16 protein-coding genes and 1 pseudogene are annotated in these 17,372 nt (G+C 65.2%); 6 read left to right on the top strand and 11 right to left on the bottom strand.

All coding sequences use genetic code 11. The features are described 5' to 3' along the window. Positions 1-148 precede the first annotated feature (148 nt). Both GLO27_RS18080 and GLO27_RS18075 read left to right on the top strand, forming a co-directional pair. The gene (locus GLO27_RS18080; RefSeq protein WP_167256303.1) at positions 149-1,081 is read left to right on the top strand and encodes a hypothetical protein; all 933 of its coding nucleotides are present in this window, start codon (positions 149-151) and stop codon (positions 1,079-1,081) included. A 10-nt stretch (positions 1,082-1,091) separates the two neighbouring features. Next, positions 1,092-1,466, top strand: a complete 375-nt coding sequence (locus GLO27_RS18075) for a hypothetical protein (RefSeq protein ID WP_208323971.1) — start codon at positions 1,092-1,094, stop codon at positions 1,464-1,466. On the opposite strand, the gene GLO27_RS18070 is transcribed toward GLO27_RS18075, so the two are convergent. From GLO27_RS18070 to GLO27_RS18050, 5 genes are all read right to left on the bottom strand, one after another. After that, a complete protein-coding gene (locus tag GLO27_RS18070; protein ID WP_208323970.1) occupies positions 1,463-2,752 on the bottom strand; it encodes a DUF6596 domain-containing protein in 1,290 nt (429 codons plus the stop codon). The genes GLO27_RS18075 and GLO27_RS18070 overlap by 4 nt on opposite strands. Beyond that, positions 2,749-3,090: a YciI family protein gene (locus GLO27_RS18065; RefSeq protein ID WP_017202934.1), complete on the bottom strand. Its 342-nt coding sequence runs from the start codon at positions 3,088-3,090 to the stop codon at positions 2,749-2,751. The genes GLO27_RS18070 and GLO27_RS18065 overlap by 4 nt, the downstream gene beginning before the upstream one ends. 125 nt (positions 3,091-3,215) lie before the next feature. Further along, positions 3,216-3,644 carry a polynucleotide kinase gene (locus GLO27_RS18060; protein WP_167256297.1) on the bottom strand — a complete coding sequence of 143 codons (429 nt, stop codon included), beginning with the start codon at positions 3,642-3,644 and terminating at the stop codon, positions 3,216-3,218. Positions 3,645-3,681: 37 nt separating this feature from the next. Next, entirely contained in the window at positions 3,682-3,897 is a 216-nt protein-coding gene (locus GLO27_RS18055) for a hypothetical protein (RefSeq protein ID WP_167256295.1), read from the bottom strand. 212 nt (positions 3,898-4,109) lie between these two features. After that, the gene (locus tag GLO27_RS18050; RefSeq protein ID WP_167256293.1) at positions 4,110-4,625 is read right to left on the bottom strand and encodes a DUF4188 domain-containing protein; all 516 of its coding nucleotides are present in this window, start codon (positions 4,623-4,625) and stop codon (positions 4,110-4,112) included. Between the two features lie 70 nt (positions 4,626-4,695). Between GLO27_RS18050 and GLO27_RS18045 the strand changes: the two genes are divergently transcribed. Beyond that, positions 4,696-5,307 carry a MerR family transcriptional regulator gene (locus GLO27_RS18045; RefSeq protein WP_167256291.1) on the top strand — a complete coding sequence of 204 codons (612 nt, stop codon included), beginning with the start codon at positions 4,696-4,698 and terminating at the stop codon, positions 5,305-5,307. Positions 5,308-5,353: 46 nt separating this feature from the next. Here GLO27_RS18045 and GLO27_RS20170 read toward each other — a convergent pair. From GLO27_RS20170 to GLO27_RS18025, 4 genes and pseudogenes are all read right to left on the bottom strand, one after another. Beyond that, positions 5,354-5,644, bottom strand: a pseudogene (locus GLO27_RS20170) (DNA/RNA helicase domain-containing protein); the annotation flags it as partial. A 37-nt stretch (positions 5,645-5,681) separates the two neighbouring features. Next, a complete protein-coding gene (locus GLO27_RS18035; RefSeq protein ID WP_167256289.1) occupies positions 5,682-8,654 on the bottom strand; it encodes an HsdR family type I site-specific deoxyribonuclease in 2,973 nt (990 codons plus the stop codon). Beyond that, positions 8,651-9,718: a hypothetical protein gene (locus GLO27_RS18030; protein ID WP_167256287.1), complete on the bottom strand. Its 1,068-nt coding sequence runs from the start codon at positions 9,716-9,718 to the stop codon at positions 8,651-8,653. Before GLO27_RS18030 ends, GLO27_RS18035 begins: the two co-directional genes overlap by 4 nt. Positions 9,719-9,863: 145 nt before the next feature. Beyond that, the gene (locus GLO27_RS18025) at positions 9,864-11,390 is read right to left on the bottom strand and encodes a class I SAM-dependent DNA methyltransferase (protein ID WP_167256285.1); all 1,527 of its coding nucleotides are present in this window, start codon (positions 11,388-11,390) and stop codon (positions 9,864-9,866) included. A gap of 858 nt (positions 11,391-12,248) precedes the next feature. Here GLO27_RS18025 and GLO27_RS18020 point away from each other — a divergent pair. Then, positions 12,249-13,022, top strand: coding sequence for a hypothetical protein (locus GLO27_RS18020; protein WP_208323969.1), 774 nt, complete (start codon positions 12,249-12,251; stop codon positions 13,020-13,022). A 310-nt stretch (positions 13,023-13,332) separates the two neighbouring features. Continuing rightward, entirely contained in the window at positions 13,333-14,049 is a 717-nt protein-coding gene (locus GLO27_RS18015) for an Abi family protein (protein ID WP_167256281.1), read from the top strand. 112 nt (positions 14,050-14,161) lie between these two features. Here the strand turns inward: GLO27_RS18015 and GLO27_RS18010 are convergent, their stop codons facing one another. Next, positions 14,162-15,292 (bottom strand): GTPase, encoded by a 1,131-nt coding sequence (locus tag GLO27_RS18010; protein ID WP_167256279.1) that lies wholly within the window; start codon positions 15,290-15,292, stop codon positions 14,162-14,164. Positions 15,293-15,386: 94 nt separating this feature from the next. Further along, the gene (locus GLO27_RS18005; protein WP_208323968.1) at positions 15,387-16,325 is read right to left on the bottom strand and encodes a G5 domain-containing protein; all 939 of its coding nucleotides are present in this window, start codon (positions 16,323-16,325) and stop codon (positions 15,387-15,389) included. 150 nt (positions 16,326-16,475) lie between these two features. Between GLO27_RS18005 and GLO27_RS17995 the strand changes: the two genes are divergently transcribed. Further along, a complete protein-coding gene (locus tag GLO27_RS17995; RefSeq protein WP_167256277.1) occupies positions 16,476-16,985 on the top strand; it encodes a hypothetical protein in 510 nt (169 codons plus the stop codon). Positions 16,986-17,372 lie beyond the last annotated feature (387 nt).

Genomic DNA, 17,372 nt, shown 5'->3' with positions numbered 1-17,372 from the left:
CGGCCACGTGACGGGTGGCTTAGGGGGGCTCGGCAGAACGCAGAATATCAGTAGTGTCCTCATATGTATGCTTTTATTGCTCATATGGCCAAGCGTGAGAGGCGAGGTCAACTATCGGCGGGCCGCTACGAGTGAATGGACCCCAGAGATGATGCAAAGAACGCGCGAACTCGTCGTCGCGATAGCCGCCACCATTGCCCTCACGACGACGATGGCTTTGCCGGCTCATGCGTCGGACAGCGACGTCGATGGCGCGGAGTCTGTTGCGGCCACCATTGAGGCGGCGACCCCGACAACGATTCTGTCCCAGCCGGGGATGGTCCGGGGCGGCCAGTTGAGCACGACGGTAGGGGAGATTTCAGCGGCAGTACCGCTTTCGGCTGAAGAGAACGTCGTTGTGAGTGTGCCGATTGATGGAGGCACCCAGACGGAACGTCGGGCCATCGAGCTACCTGACGAAATCCCCATCAGCGATGGTGTGGTGGCTGAGGATGGCACCGTCGTCTTCACTGCCGACGACAGTTCGGGTGATGCAGTTGCTGTGCAGACGCTCGCCGACGGATCGACGCGCATCCAGACCGTGTTGGGCGGTGCCGAGAGCCCACGCGAATTCGGATACCGCATGGATGGCTATCAGCCGTACCAGAGTGACACCGGTGAAGTGATCTTCTTGGACGAGTCCGGGGATTACGTGCCCGTTGCGGCCCCGTGGGCGACTGACGCGAATGGTGCCGCGGTGGAAACGCGGTACGAGGTGCGAGGGGATGAGCTGTTCCAGGTTGTGACCCCGAGCGCCACAACCGCGTACCCGGTGGTGGCTGATCCGAGCTGGATCTGGAACGGCCCGATCTGGGGAATGAAGCTCACGCGTGCTGAAACCTCGCGGGTCCGGGACTACACGGCTGCGGTCGGGATGTGTGGAATCTTCGCAAAGGCGCTGCCGAAGGTGTTCCAGGCGTGCGCCGTCTTTGGCTCATACATTGTGGCTCAGGCGCATATCGCTCAGGGAGACAACCCTAAGACCTGCTTGTTCTTCACCGCCGCGCCGGTGCCAGGGGTCATCATGAGGGTGACATGCTGACGAAGGAGCGATGGCAATGATCTTGGAGATCGGCGGCGAGCTCGCTGTCTACCTCGTCATCTGTGCCCTGGGGGTCAGTATCGGTATCAGTTCCGGGATGACCCTCCCTCGAGGTCTGGGCGTAGTCGTAGCGATCGTCAACGTGGTCATCGTGGGCGGCGTTGTCGCTGTGGGATTCATGTTCGGATCCGAGGCGCCATGGATTGGACCGATCTTTGTGTTCGCGGCCCTGGTGATGAGGGTGGTGACGGGGGCAATGGAGCTGGCTCGTCTCCCGGCGTTGAGTGAGGAATCATTCGTACACCGAGCCGTGTTGGTGTTTTCCCCTCGACGAGTTCGCATTATTGACGAGAACGCGAATGCGCTTGATCCCGCCGCAGGCTAGGTCGACGCCGAGGCGATGTCGTCAGCGTGCTGGGCATACGACAGCCGCTCGCGTTCTGTCGGGGCGGCGCGTGCGGCATCGCGAAACGCTGAGCTCGCTTCTTCGACGCGCTTGAGGCGCTGCAGGAGATCTCCCCGCACTGCTGAGTAGAGGTGGTGTCCTCCCAGCGAGCTCTCGAGCGCCTCCGCCAGCGCGAGGGCTTCGTGCGGTCGTCCCGCGTTCGCGACGGCGACCGCACGGTTCAGGCGAACGAACGGCGATGCATCCACCTGCTCCAGCACCCCGTAGATGTCGGCGATGCGGGCGTGGTCGATCTCCATCCCCGGGGCGGGGCGGACGTACTCGGCCGCGACGGTGGCGCGGATGAGGTGCCGCCCGCCATGGATGCCCGCCCGTGCTGCCTTCTCGACGGCGTCGTCGAGAAGTCGCAGCCCCTCCTCGATCTCGGAGATATCCCACAGTCCACGGTCCTGATCGTCGAACGGCACGGACAACCCGTCGGCGGTCGTGCGTGCCGCGCGGCGGGAGTGCTGAAGAAGAAGGAGGGAGAGCAGCCCCGTGAACTCGAGTCGAGCCGGGGAATCCGAGGGGAGCAGCTGTCGGCACAGCCGAGCAAGCCGGATGGCCTCGGCGCCGGGATCGGGCTGGAGCGTCGGATCGGAGTAGCCGATGGTGAACAGGGCGGACAGGACCTCGCAGACGCTCGCGCTCCGACTGTCGAGCTGCGCGGCGTCCGGAACGCGGTACGGGATGTTCGCGTGCGCGATCTTGGCCCGCGCCCGCACGAGTCTCTTCTCCATCGTCGCGGGGGCGACGGCGAAGATCCCGGCGAGCTGTTCGATCGGCACGTTCAAGACGGTGCGGAGCGTCAGCGCCGCGCGGGCTTCCAGGGGCAACGCGGGGTGGCAGGCGGTGAAGATCAGCTTCAGCCGCTCGTCCCCATGTGGGAATGCGTCGTCGGCCTCGTGGGCGTCGATGCCTTCGTGCGGCTCGTGCTCCAGGCGAGCCACCGCCCGGCGCTCGGCGTCTGCGTGCCGCACGAGGTCGATCGCGCGGCGGCGGGCGACGGTCGTGACCCAGGCGGCGGGGTTCGCCGGAACCCCGCCGCCTGGCCACCGCTCGACGGCTCGAGCCAGTGCGTCTTGCACGGCGTCTTCGGCGAGAGTCCAGTCGTGGACTGTGCCGATCACGCTCGCGACCACACGGCCGTACTCGATCGATGCCACGTGCCGGACGGCGGCCATGGCATCCGAAAGCGTGCTCGCTGGCTCCTCCGGCGTGGTCACATCGTCGACCCGAGCGGCCACACGGGGCGCACTTCCACCAGGCCGAACCGGGCCATCGGGTGCGCGGCGGCGATCTCGATCGCGGCGTCGAGGTCGTCGGCGTCGATCACGTCGAACCCGGCGATCCATTCGCGGCTCTCAGTGAACGGTCCGTCGGCCACGATCCGCTCGCCGGCTCGGACGCGCACGGTCGTGGCGTCTTCGACGGGCCGCAGACGGTCGCCCAAGACGTAGGAGCCGCTGTCCTGCAGCGACGCCACCCACTCCCCGGCGTTGTCCTCGGCTTCGACATAGGGCTCAGCGGTCGGGTCTGTGCAGATGAAAAGTACGTAGCGCATGTGTGTTCTCCTCAAGGTCTTTCTACATCTACCTACCCAGACGACGGACGACCACCAGCCCGCAGGACACAGATACGGAAAAATGATGGACCGCACCGAGGTCGCTGAACGCGGACGGGTGCGCCTCAGAAGTTCCCCTCGGCGACCTGGAAGCAGACCAGTCCGCGAGACCGCCACATCTCGACCACGCTGCGGCGGTCGTCGACCACGCCGATCACGGTGAAGTGCGGTTCGATGTGGGCGTCGTAGATCTCGGCTTTGACGATGTCGTCGGCGCGCTGATCGCCGGTGCGGCGGAGTAGGAGGCGGTCGAAAGGGATCTCGTTGAACGTCAGCCAAGCCTCGGTGGCGCGGCGGGCGGTCTCGTCGCGGCCCGAGACGACGATGAGTGCGTCGACGTCGGGGTGGGCGGCGAAGGCCTGTGCTGCGACGACGACCGGATGGTTCGGGGTGTCGATCGACACGTTGCGCATGTCGTACGGGGAGCGGTCGCCGATGAGGGCGAGGGTGCCGTCGACGTCGAAGATCCAGGCGCGTGGGCGATCGGTGGGCATGGTGTGAGGGTAGTGGCTTCTTCGGTGGTGACGAGGTTCAGGACTCGTCGGAACGTCGTCGTTCACGCCGTGTGACGCCCACGAGCAACGCCGACGCACCGACGATGAGGACGAGGGCTGCGAGCCAGAAGGCCCACACCACGTTCTGGAACACCGGCAGGTTGGCGACCACCGGGAGCGCGGCGCTGATGAGGATCATCGCCACGACGGTGGCTCGCTCGCGCGACGTGCCACGGGCGCGTTCAGCCGTCACGAGACCGTCTCGTTCGCTGTGTGCTGGCCGGCTGTGCCCGTTCTCGGCTGATCTCTGAGTTCTGCGATCTTCATCACTGCTCCTTCACTGACCATCCCCGCCGTCGTGTAAGACGTTACTCCTGCTGCGCACGCCGTCTGGCTTCGACCAGTCCGGCGGAGGGCGCGGCGGAAGCGGGGTTGGCAGGTGCGCTCAGGTGTACGGGGCGGGGGTCAGGGGGAAGGGGGTGAGGCGAGAGACTTCGCTGCATCCGTCCGTCCTTCCGCGAACCGTGCCTGGGCCCGGTCATGACGCTTACCGACGGGCGCGAGCTCCGTGGCCTTCGGCAGCCCCATCGGCTTCGTCGAGACGTACACGCTCTCGGCGGTGTCGACGCGGAAGGTCTCGTGCCAGACACCCACCGCCCCCGGGCCCTTGCGGGCTGCGCGGTTGAAGGCGGTCCAGGCGGGGCGGTGCTGCTGGTCCGGGCTGGAGGCGTAGGCGTAGAGCTTGTCGACGGAAGACCAGTACTGCACGACGTAAGGTCCGCCCGAGCCGAAGAGCAGGTGGTAGCCGAGCATGCCCGAGTCGGGATCGGTGCTGAGTTCGCGCAGCATCCCTGGCATGGCGAAGAAGGCTGGCATCCACAGGTCGGGGCGCCACCAGCGGTTGATCTGCATCCCGATGTGGAACACGACGAGCTCGCCCTCGTGGCGGTGGGTCATGCGGCCCGTGATGACTTTCGACATGACGTCTCCTTGATTGGATAGCTCAACTATCCATAATGGATAGCGCTACTATCGAAGTCAAGAGGTGGCCATGAGAATTTCCGAACTGTCAGCCCAGACCGGCGTGACCGTGCCGACGATCAAGTACTACCTGCGCGAGGGGCTGCTGCCCGAGGGTGAGCGCTCGTCTGCGACGCAGGCCGCGTACGGCGATAAGCATGTGGAGCGACTGCGGGTGATCCGGGCCCTGCTCGATGCGGGAGTGAGCATCGCCGAGACGCGGCGGGTGCTGGGGGCGCTGGATGATCCGCCGGAGAGTGCGCACGAGCTGCTGGGGGCAGCGCATGCGGCGATCACTCCGCCGGTGGATGAGTCCGTGGACCTGACGGATGCTGAGGCTCTTGCCGCGGGGCTCGGGTGGAAGCCGGGGATGTGCGATCAGGCGGTGCTACATGCGGTCGCGCGGGCGCTGCAGGGGTTGGAGCGCGTGGGGTTTGTTGTGCCGGAGGCGGCGATGGCGGAGTACCTCGCGAGTGCGCGGCGGATCGCGGATGCGGAGATCGCGGGGGTGCCGGGGGAGTCGGCGGAAGCCGCGGTGCGATACGTGGTGCTGGGGTCGGTGTTGGTGGAGCCGTTGTTGTTGGCTTTGCGGCGAGTGGCGCAGCAGGTGAGCTCGGGGGAGCGGTTCGGGGCCAGCTCCTGAATGCGGCGGCGAGGCGCTTCCGAAGCGCGAGGTTGCAAACGTAGACGTAAGTCCCGCGCATACCCCGCAGGAGCAGTACCCCATAGAAGTTGCGGATGAAGGTCAGCAGGTCGTCCTCGCTGAATGCGTTCTCGAGGTGACCGGAGTTCTCCTTGCCCTTCTTGTAGCGAGAACTCTCGCGGTCGGCAACGGCCCGGCCCGCGGTGGCGTCCCAGCGGAGATCTGGTTCGATGATGATGCCCGCGTAGTTGAGGTCGTGTCCCCGGGCGGCGTGGATCGACCCGACCTCCTCAAGCGCTCCCGGCGAATTGATACACCTCTCGGATCGTTGATACACCTCTCGGATCGCGTTCACCGCATTAGCTTTAACCCCCTCAGTAGTGCTTCAGGATGTACTTCCACGCGGACTCCATGGGCTCGCCCGTGCGTGGCAGTGCGTACCTCTTGAATAGGGCGTTGAGCTCGCGTTTGACGGCCTTCATAGAGGACTCCTTCGACGTCCACTGCGGGTGCACCGCGTGACTGACTAGGTGGTCCACCTCCTTGGCAATCTGGCTGACCATTACCGTCATCCCGGCCGGCTTGTGCTCATCGAAGATGCGGGTGAGCATGCCCACGTTCGGGGCCGGCAGGTCGGCCAGCACGCCCTCCTCCTCGGCGTCTTCCACGGTCTTCAGGTCTGTGGCGACGCTGAACAGCTTCACGAGCCAAGCTACTGAGTCGTCCGCGTCGGATATCACTCTCTGTCGTAGCTGGTCCAGCCGTTCGGCGATCGAACTGTAGGCGCCGACGTTCGCACCGCCGCCTTCGAGCTTCTTGCGGATCCGCGCGGTGAGGGAGTCGACGATCTCCTGCGCGGACTTGCCCTCGTACTCGGTCGGCACGGGCGGCAGCTGACCGGAGTCGGTCATCTTCTTGATGGTCTCGGCGTCAGCGACCACCACGGCGATGTTGCGGTCGTCGACCCGGACGTTGCGCATGTGCGCGTGCACGAGCTCGCGGGTCTTCGGCCCGAGCCGCTCCCAGAGGATGTCGTCCTCATCACCCTCGCTCGGGATGGCTGCATACACCTGCGCGTACCAGCGGTAGTCGCTCTCCCAGTCCGACAACTGCTCGTCGGGGGCGATGGTTTCCCACAGGCCCTGGGCGTACAGGTACTCGGCGCGGTACTCGGCCCGGTCCGCGCTGTCCTGCGGGACCCGTTCCAGGGCCTGCTGCAGTGAGTCCATCGACCCGTCGCGGGTGATGCCCACGAACCGACGCCGCATCTCCTTCAGCGCCGCATCCAGGCTCTGCAGCAGCGCGTCAGTCTCGATCTGCCGCTGTGCATGCTCGGGATCGCTGGGTGCGATCGCGCGCGCGAACGCTCCGCCGAGTCCGACGTAGTCGACGATCGTGCCGTAGCGCTTCGTGAACCCCGTCCCCGGATGCCTCCAGGGCCTGTTAGTGCGGGTGATGGTCTGGAACAGCGTGTGCAGCTTCATCGGCTTATCCAGATACAGCACACCCTCGATGGGCGCGTTGAAGCCGGTGCCAAGCTTGGCGGTCACGACCAGGAACTTCAGGTCGTCGTCGACGTCCCGGAACCGGTCCAGCAGCGCCTCTTCCTCGCCCTCAGAGAGCTTGTACGACTCGAACTCGGTCTTGCCGGTGGCGGAGATCACCGCTGCTACCTCATCACCGCGGCCTTGCAGTGCGAGCTGCGCCCGGAGCGCCTGCTCGTAGAGGATGCACAGCTCTTGGTCGGCGACGACGACCTGCGCCTTCATCCCGTGCGGGTCGATCGAGGCGTAGAAGTGCGCGACGATGTCGGCAGCGACCTGGCGGATGCGCTCGGGGTTGTGGAAGATCGCCCTCGCGTTGGCGACCCGGCGCGCGAAGGATTCCTTCTGCGTGTCGCTGAGCTCCTCCTCGTCCGCCAGCGCGTCGAACGCGGCGTCCAGCTCCTCCTTGGCGACGTCGAACCGGACGGGCCTGGGGATCACCCTCATCGGCACGGTCGTGCCGTCGGCGATCGAGCGGTCCGAGTCGTAGGTGTCCAGCGCCCAGCCGTGGTCGCGCTCGTCGCCGAACAGCTGGTAGGTGTTGCGGTCCAGGTCCGCGATCGGGGTGCCGGTGAATCCGAACCGGTGCGCGTTCGGCAGGGCCGCTCGCATGTCCGAGCCCAGCGACCCCTCCTGCGTGCGATGAGCCTCGTCGACCAGCAGGATGACGTTCTCCCGCTCGGTGAGGACGCCGGCCCCCTTGAACTTGTGGACGGTGGTGGCGATGATGCCCCGCGCTCCATCTCGGAGAGCCTGCTGCAGCGCCGCGGTGCTCTGGGCCTTCACCGGCTCCGGCACCCCTGCTGAAGCGAACTGGGCGAAGGTCTGGGTGACCAGCTGTGTGCGGTCTGCCACGGCGACGATGGTCGGGTTGTGCATCCGCGGGTCGAAGTAGAGCCGGGTCGCCACCCACGACATCGTGAGCGTCTTCCCCGATCCCTGCGTGTGATAGATCAGGCCTCGCGAGCCTGCCTCGCTGGTCGCGCGGGCGACGATCTTCTCCACTGACTCGTACTGGAAGTAGCGCGGCAGCAGCTTGATGGTCTGCCCTGAGCCGCCGTCCTGGCGGTCGTACATCGCGTAGTGCTCGATGAGGTTCAGGAGCACCTGCGGTGCCAGGAGGCTGGTGACGCTCATCACGACCCGGCCCCAGCCTTCGACGGTCGCAGGCAACGCGCTGGATCCCCAGCGCTGCCAGTGGTCGAGCGGGGTGCGCACACCGGCGTAACGGAAGTCCTTGCCCTCGGTGGCGAAGGAGAGCACGTTCGGGACGAAGAACTCCGGCTGGTGCTCCTCGTAGGAGGTGTAGATGTCCTTCGCGCCGTCCTTCCAGCTCTTCACCACCGACACCGGTGTCTTGGTCTCACCGACGACCACGGGGATGCCGTTGATCCACAGCACCAGGTCGAACCGGGCGCCGCGGTACGTGACCTCGTCGGAGACCAGCAGCGTGTTGCTCTCCGGCTGCTCGAAGTCCAGCAGCTGGAACGGCTCGTCGTGGTTTGTGTCCGGCATGAGCACAGTGCCACCGCCGCGCAGCAGGTGCGTGAACTCCTCGTTCACGACCATCAGGCCCTCGGCCTCAGCCGACAGCGCCACCTGGCGCACCTTCGCGAGCACGGCGTCCGTGCGGCCTGCGAGCTCCGGGTTCAGCCGCTCGATCGCGTCACGCAGGTCCGTCTCGATGAAGACCTGCTGCGTCGTGCGCGGCAGGTTCTTCCCCTCCACGTGCGTCCAGCCGGCATTCACCAGCAGATCGATGAGCGCGGCTTGAACCGTGCCTTTCTCGGTGTACCCGGTCATGCTGCAGCCTCCTCGTCGAGGCTCAGGAACTGGTCGTAGCTCGAGGGGATCTCGTGCTCACCAGAGAGCAGGACGGTGAGCAGGTTGCTGCGGAGGGTGTGGAGGGCATCGGCGTGAGCTCGGGCGGCGGCACGGCTCGACTCGAGTTCTTCGTACGTCAACACTCGCTCGGTGCGGTCATTCGCGTCCTCGGGCCACGCGATGGTCATTTCGCGCAGTTTCGTCGCCGCGATGTTGCCCAGCCCAGTCGATCCGGATGCGGCCCTCGTGATCTCTGACTGGAAAATTGGCCGTCGCATCATCCAGTAGAGGTACGCGCAATCCTCGGGGATGAATGGTTCCACTATGAGCTGGAATGCGGATACCGCGGCACCAAGGTATTCGTCGGGCGCCCGGTAAACGTTGCCGATCCTGTCATGATTCCCGTTCGTTCGGATCGCGACGATGGAAGAAGCTGTGAGTCTGCCTGTCTTCGCGCTCAGACCGGCCACATAGGTGGGGGCTCCGGTCACGGTGCCGTCGGGCTTCGTGTTGGCGATGGTCAGAACGGGATCCCCTGCGTCTGCAGACGACTGAACATCGGCCTTCACCCAAGATGCACCCGACGAGATCGCCGCCACAGATCCGATCGAGGCGATAGTCGTGGCACCTGCGGCATCGAGCACTGAATTGAGCAGGCGCGCAGCAGACAGCGCCTCGCCCTCCGCCGCCTCGATCGCATCGTCGACGGCCGCGATCAGGTCCACGACCCGTCGTTGCTCGACGAGGGGTGGGAGTGCGATCGGGATGGACTCGAAGGCGCCCTTGCTGAGCGTCTTCCGGCGCAGGACTGTACCTACACAGCGGGATGACATGTCCTCGTGGAACGTCGGCGAGGTCGTGAGCAGTGCCATATAGCCGGGCAGCAGCGTGGACCGGTCGAGTGAGTACACAGGGAACGTCTGAGGAGTGACAAAGGCGCCCTCGAACTCCGAGGTGACTACCGTGCTGGGCGCCTCGAATGCCGTGATCGTCCGGTAAACCAGATCATCAGCGTGCAGCTCCATGAGCTTGTCAAACTTCATCGAGTCCCCGCGCATGGGATCGCGATCGACGAGACCCCAACCACTCCGCTGGACACCGACTACCCGATAGAGCTGGTCGGCGACGACAGGCGTGAAGTCAGTCCGGCGGATAGCCAGAGACCCCAGCGTCACCTCGCGCCACCCCTCACGCATCGAAGCCCGCCTCCTTCAGCCGCAGGTCCAACGTCTCGCGTGCAGAGTCCGTCGCTGCCTGCGCATCGCGCAGCGCGGCCAACGCCGCATCTACGTCTGCCTCCGCCCTCGTCTCTGTCTGGAGGTACCGCCCGACGTTCAGGTCGTAGTCGAACTCGCGGATCTTGTCGCGGTGCACCAACTGCAGCGCGAGACCGCCGTCGCCGTCGATGTCCTCGCCGCGCTTGTAGGCCGCATCGATCGCGTCGACGTCGTCGTCGCTGAGGGTGTTCTGGTTCTTGCCAGGGCTGTACTTCGTCCGTGCGTCGATGAACAGCACGTGCTTCTCGCGCTCGACGCTCTTCTGCGCCCGGAAGATCAGCAGGCAGACCGGGATGGAGGTCGAGTAGAACAGGTTGTTCGGCAGTCCGATGACCGCCTCGAGCGTGTCCTGCTCGATCACCCATTGCCGCATCTCGGCCTCGCGGCCGCCGCGGAAGAGCACGCCGTGCGGCATGACGACGCCCACACGGCCGGTGTACTCCTTCATGGTGGAGATCATGTGCTGGATCCACGCCCAGTCGCCGTTCTTCGCCGGCGGGACGATGCCGCCCAGGGCCCGCTTGTGCTTGTCCTTCGCCCAGGTGGATGCCGGCCAGTTGTCCAGCGAGAACGGTGGGTTGGCGATCACGACGTCGAACTTCCGCAGGCGCCCCGCATCGTCCAGGAGCTTGGGCTCGCGGAACGTGTCGCCTCGCTTGATCTCGAAGTCCTCCACGCCGTGCAGGTAGAGGTTCATCCGCGCGATGCCCGCGGTGGTGAGGTTCTGCTCCTGGCCGTAGAGGAACAGCGACCGGGGGTTGCCGCCGGCTAGCTTCACGGCTTCGGCTGTCTCCACGAGCATGCCTGCAGAGCCGCAGGCGGGATCGCACACGGAGTCGCCGGCCTGGGGGTCGAGGATCTTCACGAGCAGGTGCACGACGTGCCGCGGGGTGAAGAACTCGCCGGCCTTCTTGCCCGACGCCTCTGCGAACTCCCGCAGCAGGTACTCGTACGCCGAGCCCAGCATGTCGCCGGAGATGTGGTTGGGGTCCAGGGTTAGCTTGTCGAACACCTGCATGAGCGCACGGAGCGCGGACTGCGGGATGCGCTCTTGGTTGGACCAGTTCACGTCCCCGAAGACGCCGGCGAGCTTGCCCGGGTTCGCCTCCTGGATGGCGACGAGGGCCTTGTTCAGCGCCTTGCCGCTGTTCCTCGTGACCTCGAACGTGTCGTCCCAGTGCGCGCCGTCGGGGATGACGAAGGTCTGGTAATCCTCGTCCTCGAACTCCTGCGACCACTCGTCGCCCAGGTCGTCGAGCGCCTGATCGTGGTGGAAGTCGTAGACGTCGCTGATCCACTTGTAGAAGAGCACCGGGAACACGTACGCCTTGAAGTCGCCCGGGTCCACCGGTCCTCGCAGTGCGTTCGCAGCACCCCACAAGGCCTGCTCGAGCTCTCGCTGAGTGAGGTGGTCAGGGTTCGCAGGCGCGAGCGTCATCGGGTCTCCTTCTCACGAGTGCGCGGCCCCTCACCGCGTCACTCGCTCCCTACCGTATCGGCCTACCGGAGTCCTGATATTTCGCCGACGTCGGAGAGCTCAATTAGCCCGCGTCTAGCTCTTGCCTGCAGGTCTTTGCGCTGATCAAGCACTTCAGCAGCTCGCTGGCATCAACATCGAGCGCTTCGGCGATGCGTGCCAGCGACTGCACACTCATCAGGCCTCGCCCGCCCCGTCGCCGTGGACGGGCTCGCGCCGGGGAAGCATAGGACCGCGGCCGGCCGAGCCATCGCACCACCCCCGTATTGACGGCTTCCGAGACGCATCGAGCGCTGCCGGACTGCTCCCGTGCGCGCCCCTAGTCGAACCCACCCGTCAACCAGGCGCAGCACCTGGCGCGCGAAGTAGCCGATCTCCGGACAGCCGACTTTCTCCAGAGCCTCTCGTGGATCCGCGAAATGGAACTTTAGGTCGCGGAGAAGTCAGGGATAACGAGGGTGAAGTACGTGAAGCCGTGCGGCTCCGAAGTTTGACAACGAGACGTTCCATCAGCGCGCAACGGGTTCACGGCGTGTCGAATTCGTCCTGCTGCCGAAGAGGGACCATGGACAGACGAAGGGTCTCCGAGATGTTCGGCGCAGAAACGATCATCTCCAAGGACGCGTCCCGCAGTCGGGCATGTCTGGCAGCTGGTCTGGGGGCAACAGGAACCTGCTGGAACCCGACCAAGTACGTTGCCTCAATGACGCCGACGCCGTAGTCATGAACCGCGGCCTGCGCCCCTTAAGCTTCGACGAAGCTCGCCGTGTAAGACCCGGTCACAGCGCAGACGTCGTGCGTGGGCGATAGTTTCTGGGCATGACGACTTGCTCATCCCCTTCATGGATCGTCGAGTTCGGGTGCTTACTGGTGGCCCCGCAGACCTCCGTGGACTTCGTCACAACCCTCATTGGAGCCGCGCTTGCGGCCGGCGTCGCCTTCTACATCCTCCGTGGCCAACTACGCCACGACGTCGAGCTCGCAAGCCGGCAGGCATTGACAGACCGGGAGCTCGCGAAAGCCGCGGCCATGCGGCCGCGTGTAGAAGAACTAGCGACCGCCTTCCTCGAGGTCGGTCGCCTGCTGAACCACTACAGCTCGGAGGACATCGGCCGCATCGCCCGGGACGAGGAGCAACGCGCACAGCACGACCGGTTGCTCACCTTTTGGTCTGAATCTGACGACTTGATCATCATGGAGCCGCGACGCGCGGTCAGCGGTTTGTGGCTGGACCTGAGAACCCGTTGGGGGTGGTGCCACGAATTCACCCGTGACCTCCTTGGCGAAGACACGACACCCGACACCCTAGGTGCGGCCGGAGTTGCCGTGGACGCACTTCTCACAGCCACCTGCAACCGCACCACCGCCGTCGGAAAGGCGCTACTCACCTGGGATGGGGTTGGTGTGCTGACGCTGCCAGACTCGGCCGATGGTCCGACCTTGCCGTTCAGAGGCCCAGGGTTGGAGAAGGAGAAGCGCGCCGCCAGTGATGAATACCGTCGAGTGCTGCGCGACTATCTCAGTTCCGACACGGAAGCCGAACGTGCCGTGCTGCGCCGTCTCGGCGCGGCCGAGACCCGCGCCACTTCCTAGCGGTTGGTGTGCTTCTCGCCTAAGGCGAGAAGCACACCAGCGGTTGGGCTGGCTCGGGGAAGGCGGGCCGATGGCCAGTGAGGCTCTGTCTCGACCAGGACTGTTCTGCCACGATGATCGTCCAAGGACGCGCCCGGGTGCGGGATGCGCTTGGCCAGGCCGGGACGAAGAAGGCCTGCGACCCCGATACGGGGCGCAGGCCATAATCTCAATCCGGATGGTGCCTAGCTAGGCCAGAGGTCCGAGACCACCGGAAGCTCCATTATCGCAGATTCTCTTGTACTGGTCTACTCTCTGCCAGGATGCAACTATGTCTCTGCCGTACCAGACCGCTCAACGATGGCTCTCGCCTCACCGCCTCGGCGTCTACATGGCGGCCACCTCAGGAGATGTCCAAGCAGCCCTTGAGCTCTACGAATGGAACGCGGAGGTCGCGTCCGCCTGTCTCCGAGACGTCGGACACTTCGAGGTCCTGATCCGCAACAGATACGAAGAGCGACTTACGCCGCATCAGGCCGACTGGACCGAGAAAGACAGCGTGCTCTGGACCGTAGAAAACGGTATCGAGCAGACTCGTCGTAAGCAGCGTTTCTCGAACAAGAAGTCGCGCGAAGCCTTAGAGCGTGCGCTGAAGGACGCACCTCAAGGTACCCCAGGCCACATCATCGCCAATCTGATGTTTGGCTTCTGGACATCGCTGACGCGTGCAGAGCGAGAATCAACCGTCTGGACCCCCATCCTCAGCGGAATCTTCCCTGGGAAGGGACGCGGGCCCATCCATGACCAAATGACCAAGCTCAACAACTTCCGGAACAGGCTCGCGCACTGGGAACCCGTTTTCAGCAACACCACTGGGCTCGCACTCCAACTTCAGAAGTTCGACGACCTGATTACCCTCGTTGATAGCGACGTAGCCAATTGGGTCGGTTCGCGATCGGGAGTACTTGGCCTCATCGACGAGTGCCCAGTACCGGGCCTATCCCTCACGGCGTCGACGTATCTTGGTCGGACGCTGGTAGAGGGGTGACCGCTCTAGCGCGTCATGTGACGCCTACTGGCGATGCGGTGTGGAGGTGCGCGCCGGCGTCGTCGCGGCGGAGTTGGGCCGGGTAGATCTGGCCGAGGCAACGGACCGCCGTTCAGCCCCGCCCGCCACTCACCTTCTTGAACCACACGCCGACCTGCGTCTGGAACAGCTCGCGAACCAGGTCGCTGTCGAGCGCCCCGTCGACGCCTCGCAGTCGACCCTGCGTGAGCTCACCGCAGACCACCGCCCACGCGTAGCCGATCGCCAGGGTGAACGTGCTGGCGACGGTGCCCGAGATCACGCCGCCCACCACGGTTCCGGCTCCGGGGATGAACTTCAGGAGGCCGGCGACGGCGCTTCGTCCTGCCGCCGAGACGGCGACTGTTGCCGCGGTCGCTGCGATCGTGGCGGTCTCGACTCTGACACCGTAGATCGCCGCCACCCTCGCCATCATCCCGAGCTGAATGGGGATGAGCACACCGGCGTCCGCAACGGGGATCGGAATAGCTCCGACCGTCAACGCCGCCGTGGCAGCCGCGCGGACAGCTGTTTGAGCTTGCTTGCGCTTTCTTGCCAGATCGACTTTCTGGGCGGCAGCGAACGCTGCTTCAACACCCTCGGGAGCAGCGCGAAACGTGGCATCCACGAGCTCCGTGAGCCCGTGCTGCACCTGACCGGTGAACTCATCCGCCGTCGACATCACCAGGATCGGACGACCGCCCACGATCGGCAGGTCGAGCCCGGCGATGTGATCCGCCAGGGTCAGAGCGTCGGCGTGATACTCGCCGTTCCGCGACGGCACCTGCGTCAGGACGGCGACGACGGGCAGGCCGAGGTCGTGCAGCCGGCGGATGAACTCTGCTTCGGTGTCCTCGAACCGCCGGTCCGTCGCCCGGACGCAGTACCAGGCGACGTGGATCTGCTCAGAGAGCGGCTGCCGGCGCATCTTCTTCAGGTACTCGCCGAGTTCGCTGATCAGCTCATCGGTGTCCTTGCCGATCTCGAGCCCACGGGTGTCGAGCAGACCGAGGAAGCCGGAACGGTGGATGTAGAGATGCTCGTCCATCGTGACGGGCTCGCCGACTCCGGTGGGAGCGACCTCCTCGCCGAAGATCGCGTTGATCAGTGTCGACTTCCCGACGCCGGTCTTGCCGAAGATGGCGAGGTTGAAGCGGCCGATCTCGTCCGCCTGCTCTTTCCACTGATTGCGGAAGTCGTCTTCAGAGAAGGTCTCACCCGTCATTGCGCACTCCCTCTGAGGCCGTGGCCCCGATCCCCGAGGCGTCCCGCCCCCGCTGAGGACTAGCGTATCGAGCGGTGGTAGTGCAGGCCCTGTCTCAGTCGCAGGCGATCCCGTCACCGTCGCGGTCGAGGTCGTACACATCCGGCCCCACCACCTGCAGCGGCCCGCGCACGTACGCCGGCCCGTTCCCGCTCCCACCCGCGCAGTCCACATCCGACGCGATCGGCACGCACACCCCGGCATAGCTCGAGTGGCACTCGGCGGCGGGCTGCACCAGAGGCACGGGTGCGGGAGCAGGCTGTCGTGTCCCGTTCGACGTGACCTCATTCACCGGCGCTACGGTGACGACCTCGCCGAGGACTTCGCGCGACACTTCCACACCATCGACGTACGTCACGCGGTAGGTGGTGACCTTGGTTCCGTCGACCCCGACTGTCGTGATGGCGGTCTGTCCGACGTCGAGCTGCGGATCGTCGGCCGTCGTCCGCTCGAAAGGAACGACCGTCGACTCTTCGACCTCCTCGAAGGTAGTGGGCTTGGGAGAGGGGGTCGGCTTCTCTGTCTGCGCGGACGCGAACGGCTTGGCATCCGACGACCCTGAGCTCGTGGTGTCCGAACCAGGGCCGCCGAGGGCAGCGTTCGCTCCGGACCCCGCGAACATCAGAACGAACGCGATCCCCAGAGCAGCCCATGCCGCTCCGCGCGAGCGCACGCGAAAGAGCTTCGCCGAGCCACGCACGATCCCATAGATGGCGACGACGAAGAGCACCAACCCGGCGAGCATCATGATCACGCCCAGGCTGCGGGTGAGGAGGAGGATCGCGAGCACCACCGCTCCCACTATGAGGACGACCTTCATCCGAGAGGACTTCACCTGGGCGGGAGCGGCATCGACGGGGGTCACGGCGACAGCCGCAGTCGGCGCTTGCCCCAGGGGTGCGGTGTGCACCGTCCATTGAGTGCCGTCCCACCAGCGCTGCTGCTGTGCGGGGTGCTCCGGGTCTGCGTACCAACCCTGGGGTGCTGCAGGCATCTTTGCCATCCTTCTGCTCAGGCTCTGGCCGAACACTACCGATATTCCAGCAAGCAGGGGAGAGTTCGATCGCGGGCGCCAGCACCCGCGCTCTTTCCTCTTTCCACCCGCTGCGCCATCATGAGACGACCACCCCCCCAGGAGGCCCTCATGTCGCTCGCACCGACCACGCCGGCAACGGCCGCCGCCACAGGCCTCCCTGGCATCGCGATCATCGCGGAGATCCGCCGCGTCCTGGTCACAGCACTGCTCGCCGTCTTCGTGTACTCCTCAGTCATGGTCGCCAGCAGGAGCTATTGCCCTGGTGGCTTCGACGGGAGCGGCGGCTTCATCGACTCGGAGGGACAGTCGACCGACCAGGCGCCCGTGTGCATCGATCTGGCGCTCCGTCCCAGCCCCCTGATCTACATCGGCATCGCCGCGATCGTGCTGATCACACTGGGACGCGTGATGAAGGCGAGCGACGAAGCCTCTGCCCTCAAGGCACTGAACCGAGCAGCCATCGGAGTGGCGGCGCTTGTGGGCCTCGCGATCGTCGTCTCCCACGTCTGGTTCTTCCAGATCCCCATGGAGGGATTCACCTCCGGGTCGTGGACGGTCTTCAGTCCCTTCCCCTTCGGCAGCATCGACGTCACGACGACGCCGCTGACCGTCGAGTGACGCACCGCAAGGCCAGGAGAGTGCAGGGAACCGTCGGGCCAGGAGTGCGACACGCCCGGCGGTCGGCCTAGATTTGCCCGATCCCCGGAACCCACGTAAGTTATTACCTGTTCGCCCCAAACGGTTGAGCGGAGGTCCTCGGACCGGCTCCCGTCAAGCAGCTAACACCTCCCGAATCCCAGACACTCACTGAGTGAACAGGATGAAGGTGCTGATCCGTTCCCACGGTCAGGCCGAGAAAAACTCGGACTTGACAACGGAAACGAGATCGGTAAGATAGAGAAGTTGCCCTTCGGGCCTGGCTGTGATGGCTGGGTCGTGGGAGCATCCGATCCTTGAGAACTCAACAGCGTGCACTTGTCAAATGCCAAATTATCCTCGTCTAGC

Origin of the sequence: Microbacterium sp. Be9 (assembly GCF_011754135.1) — a bacterium.
In the GTDB taxonomy this organism is placed as follows: domain Bacteria; phylum Actinomycetota; class Actinomycetes; order Actinomycetales; family Microbacteriaceae; genus Microbacterium; species Microbacterium maritypicum_A.
Note: the sequence above shows the minus strand (reverse complement) of the source record. Positions and strands in the feature narration are given on the sequence as shown.

Bases quoted from the DNA above. Each gene is read 5' to 3' on its own strand.
- GLO27_RS18050 (WP_167256293.1), bottom strand. From the start codon at position 4,625: ATGTCGAAAGTCATCACGGGCCGCATGACCCACCGCCACGAGGGCGAG.
- GLO27_RS18010 (WP_167256279.1), bottom strand. From the start codon at position 15,292: ATGACGGGTGAGACCTTCTCTGAAGACGACTTCCGCAATCAGTGGAAA.
- GLO27_RS18035 (WP_167256289.1), bottom strand. From the start codon at position 8,654: ATGACCGGGTACACCGAGAAAGGCACGGTTCAAGCCGCGCTCATCGAT.
- GLO27_RS18020 (WP_208323969.1), top strand. From the start codon at position 12,249: ATGACGACTTGCTCATCCCCTTCATGGATCGTCGAGTTCGGGTGCTTA.
- GLO27_RS18015 (WP_167256281.1), top strand. From the start codon at position 13,333: ATGTCTCTGCCGTACCAGACCGCTCAACGATGGCTCTCGCCTCACCGC.
- GLO27_RS18065 (WP_017202934.1), bottom strand. From the start codon at position 3,090: ATGCGCTACGTACTTTTCATCTGCACAGACCCGACCGCTGAGCCCTAT.
- GLO27_RS18060 (WP_167256297.1), bottom strand. From the start codon at position 3,644: ATGCCCACCGATCGCCCACGCGCCTGGATCTTCGACGTCGACGGCACC.
- GLO27_RS18045 (WP_167256291.1), top strand. From the start codon at position 4,696: ATGAGAATTTCCGAACTGTCAGCCCAGACCGGCGTGACCGTGCCGACG.
- GLO27_RS18030 (WP_167256287.1), bottom strand. From the start codon at position 9,718: ATGAAGTTTGACAAGCTCATGGAGCTGCACGCTGATGATCTGGTTTAC.
- GLO27_RS18005 (WP_208323968.1), bottom strand. From the start codon at position 16,325: ATGCCTGCAGCACCCCAGGGTTGGTACGCAGACCCGGAGCACCCCGCA.
- GLO27_RS18075 (WP_208323971.1), top strand. From the start codon at position 1,092: ATGGCAATGATCTTGGAGATCGGCGGCGAGCTCGCTGTCTACCTCGTC.
- GLO27_RS18025 (WP_167256285.1), bottom strand. From the start codon at position 11,390: ATGACGCTCGCGCCTGCGAACCCTGACCACCTCACTCAGCGAGAGCTC.
- GLO27_RS17995 (WP_167256277.1), top strand. From the start codon at position 16,476: ATGTCGCTCGCACCGACCACGCCGGCAACGGCCGCCGCCACAGGCCTC.
- GLO27_RS18080 (WP_167256303.1), top strand. From the start codon at position 149: ATGATGCAAAGAACGCGCGAACTCGTCGTCGCGATAGCCGCCACCATT.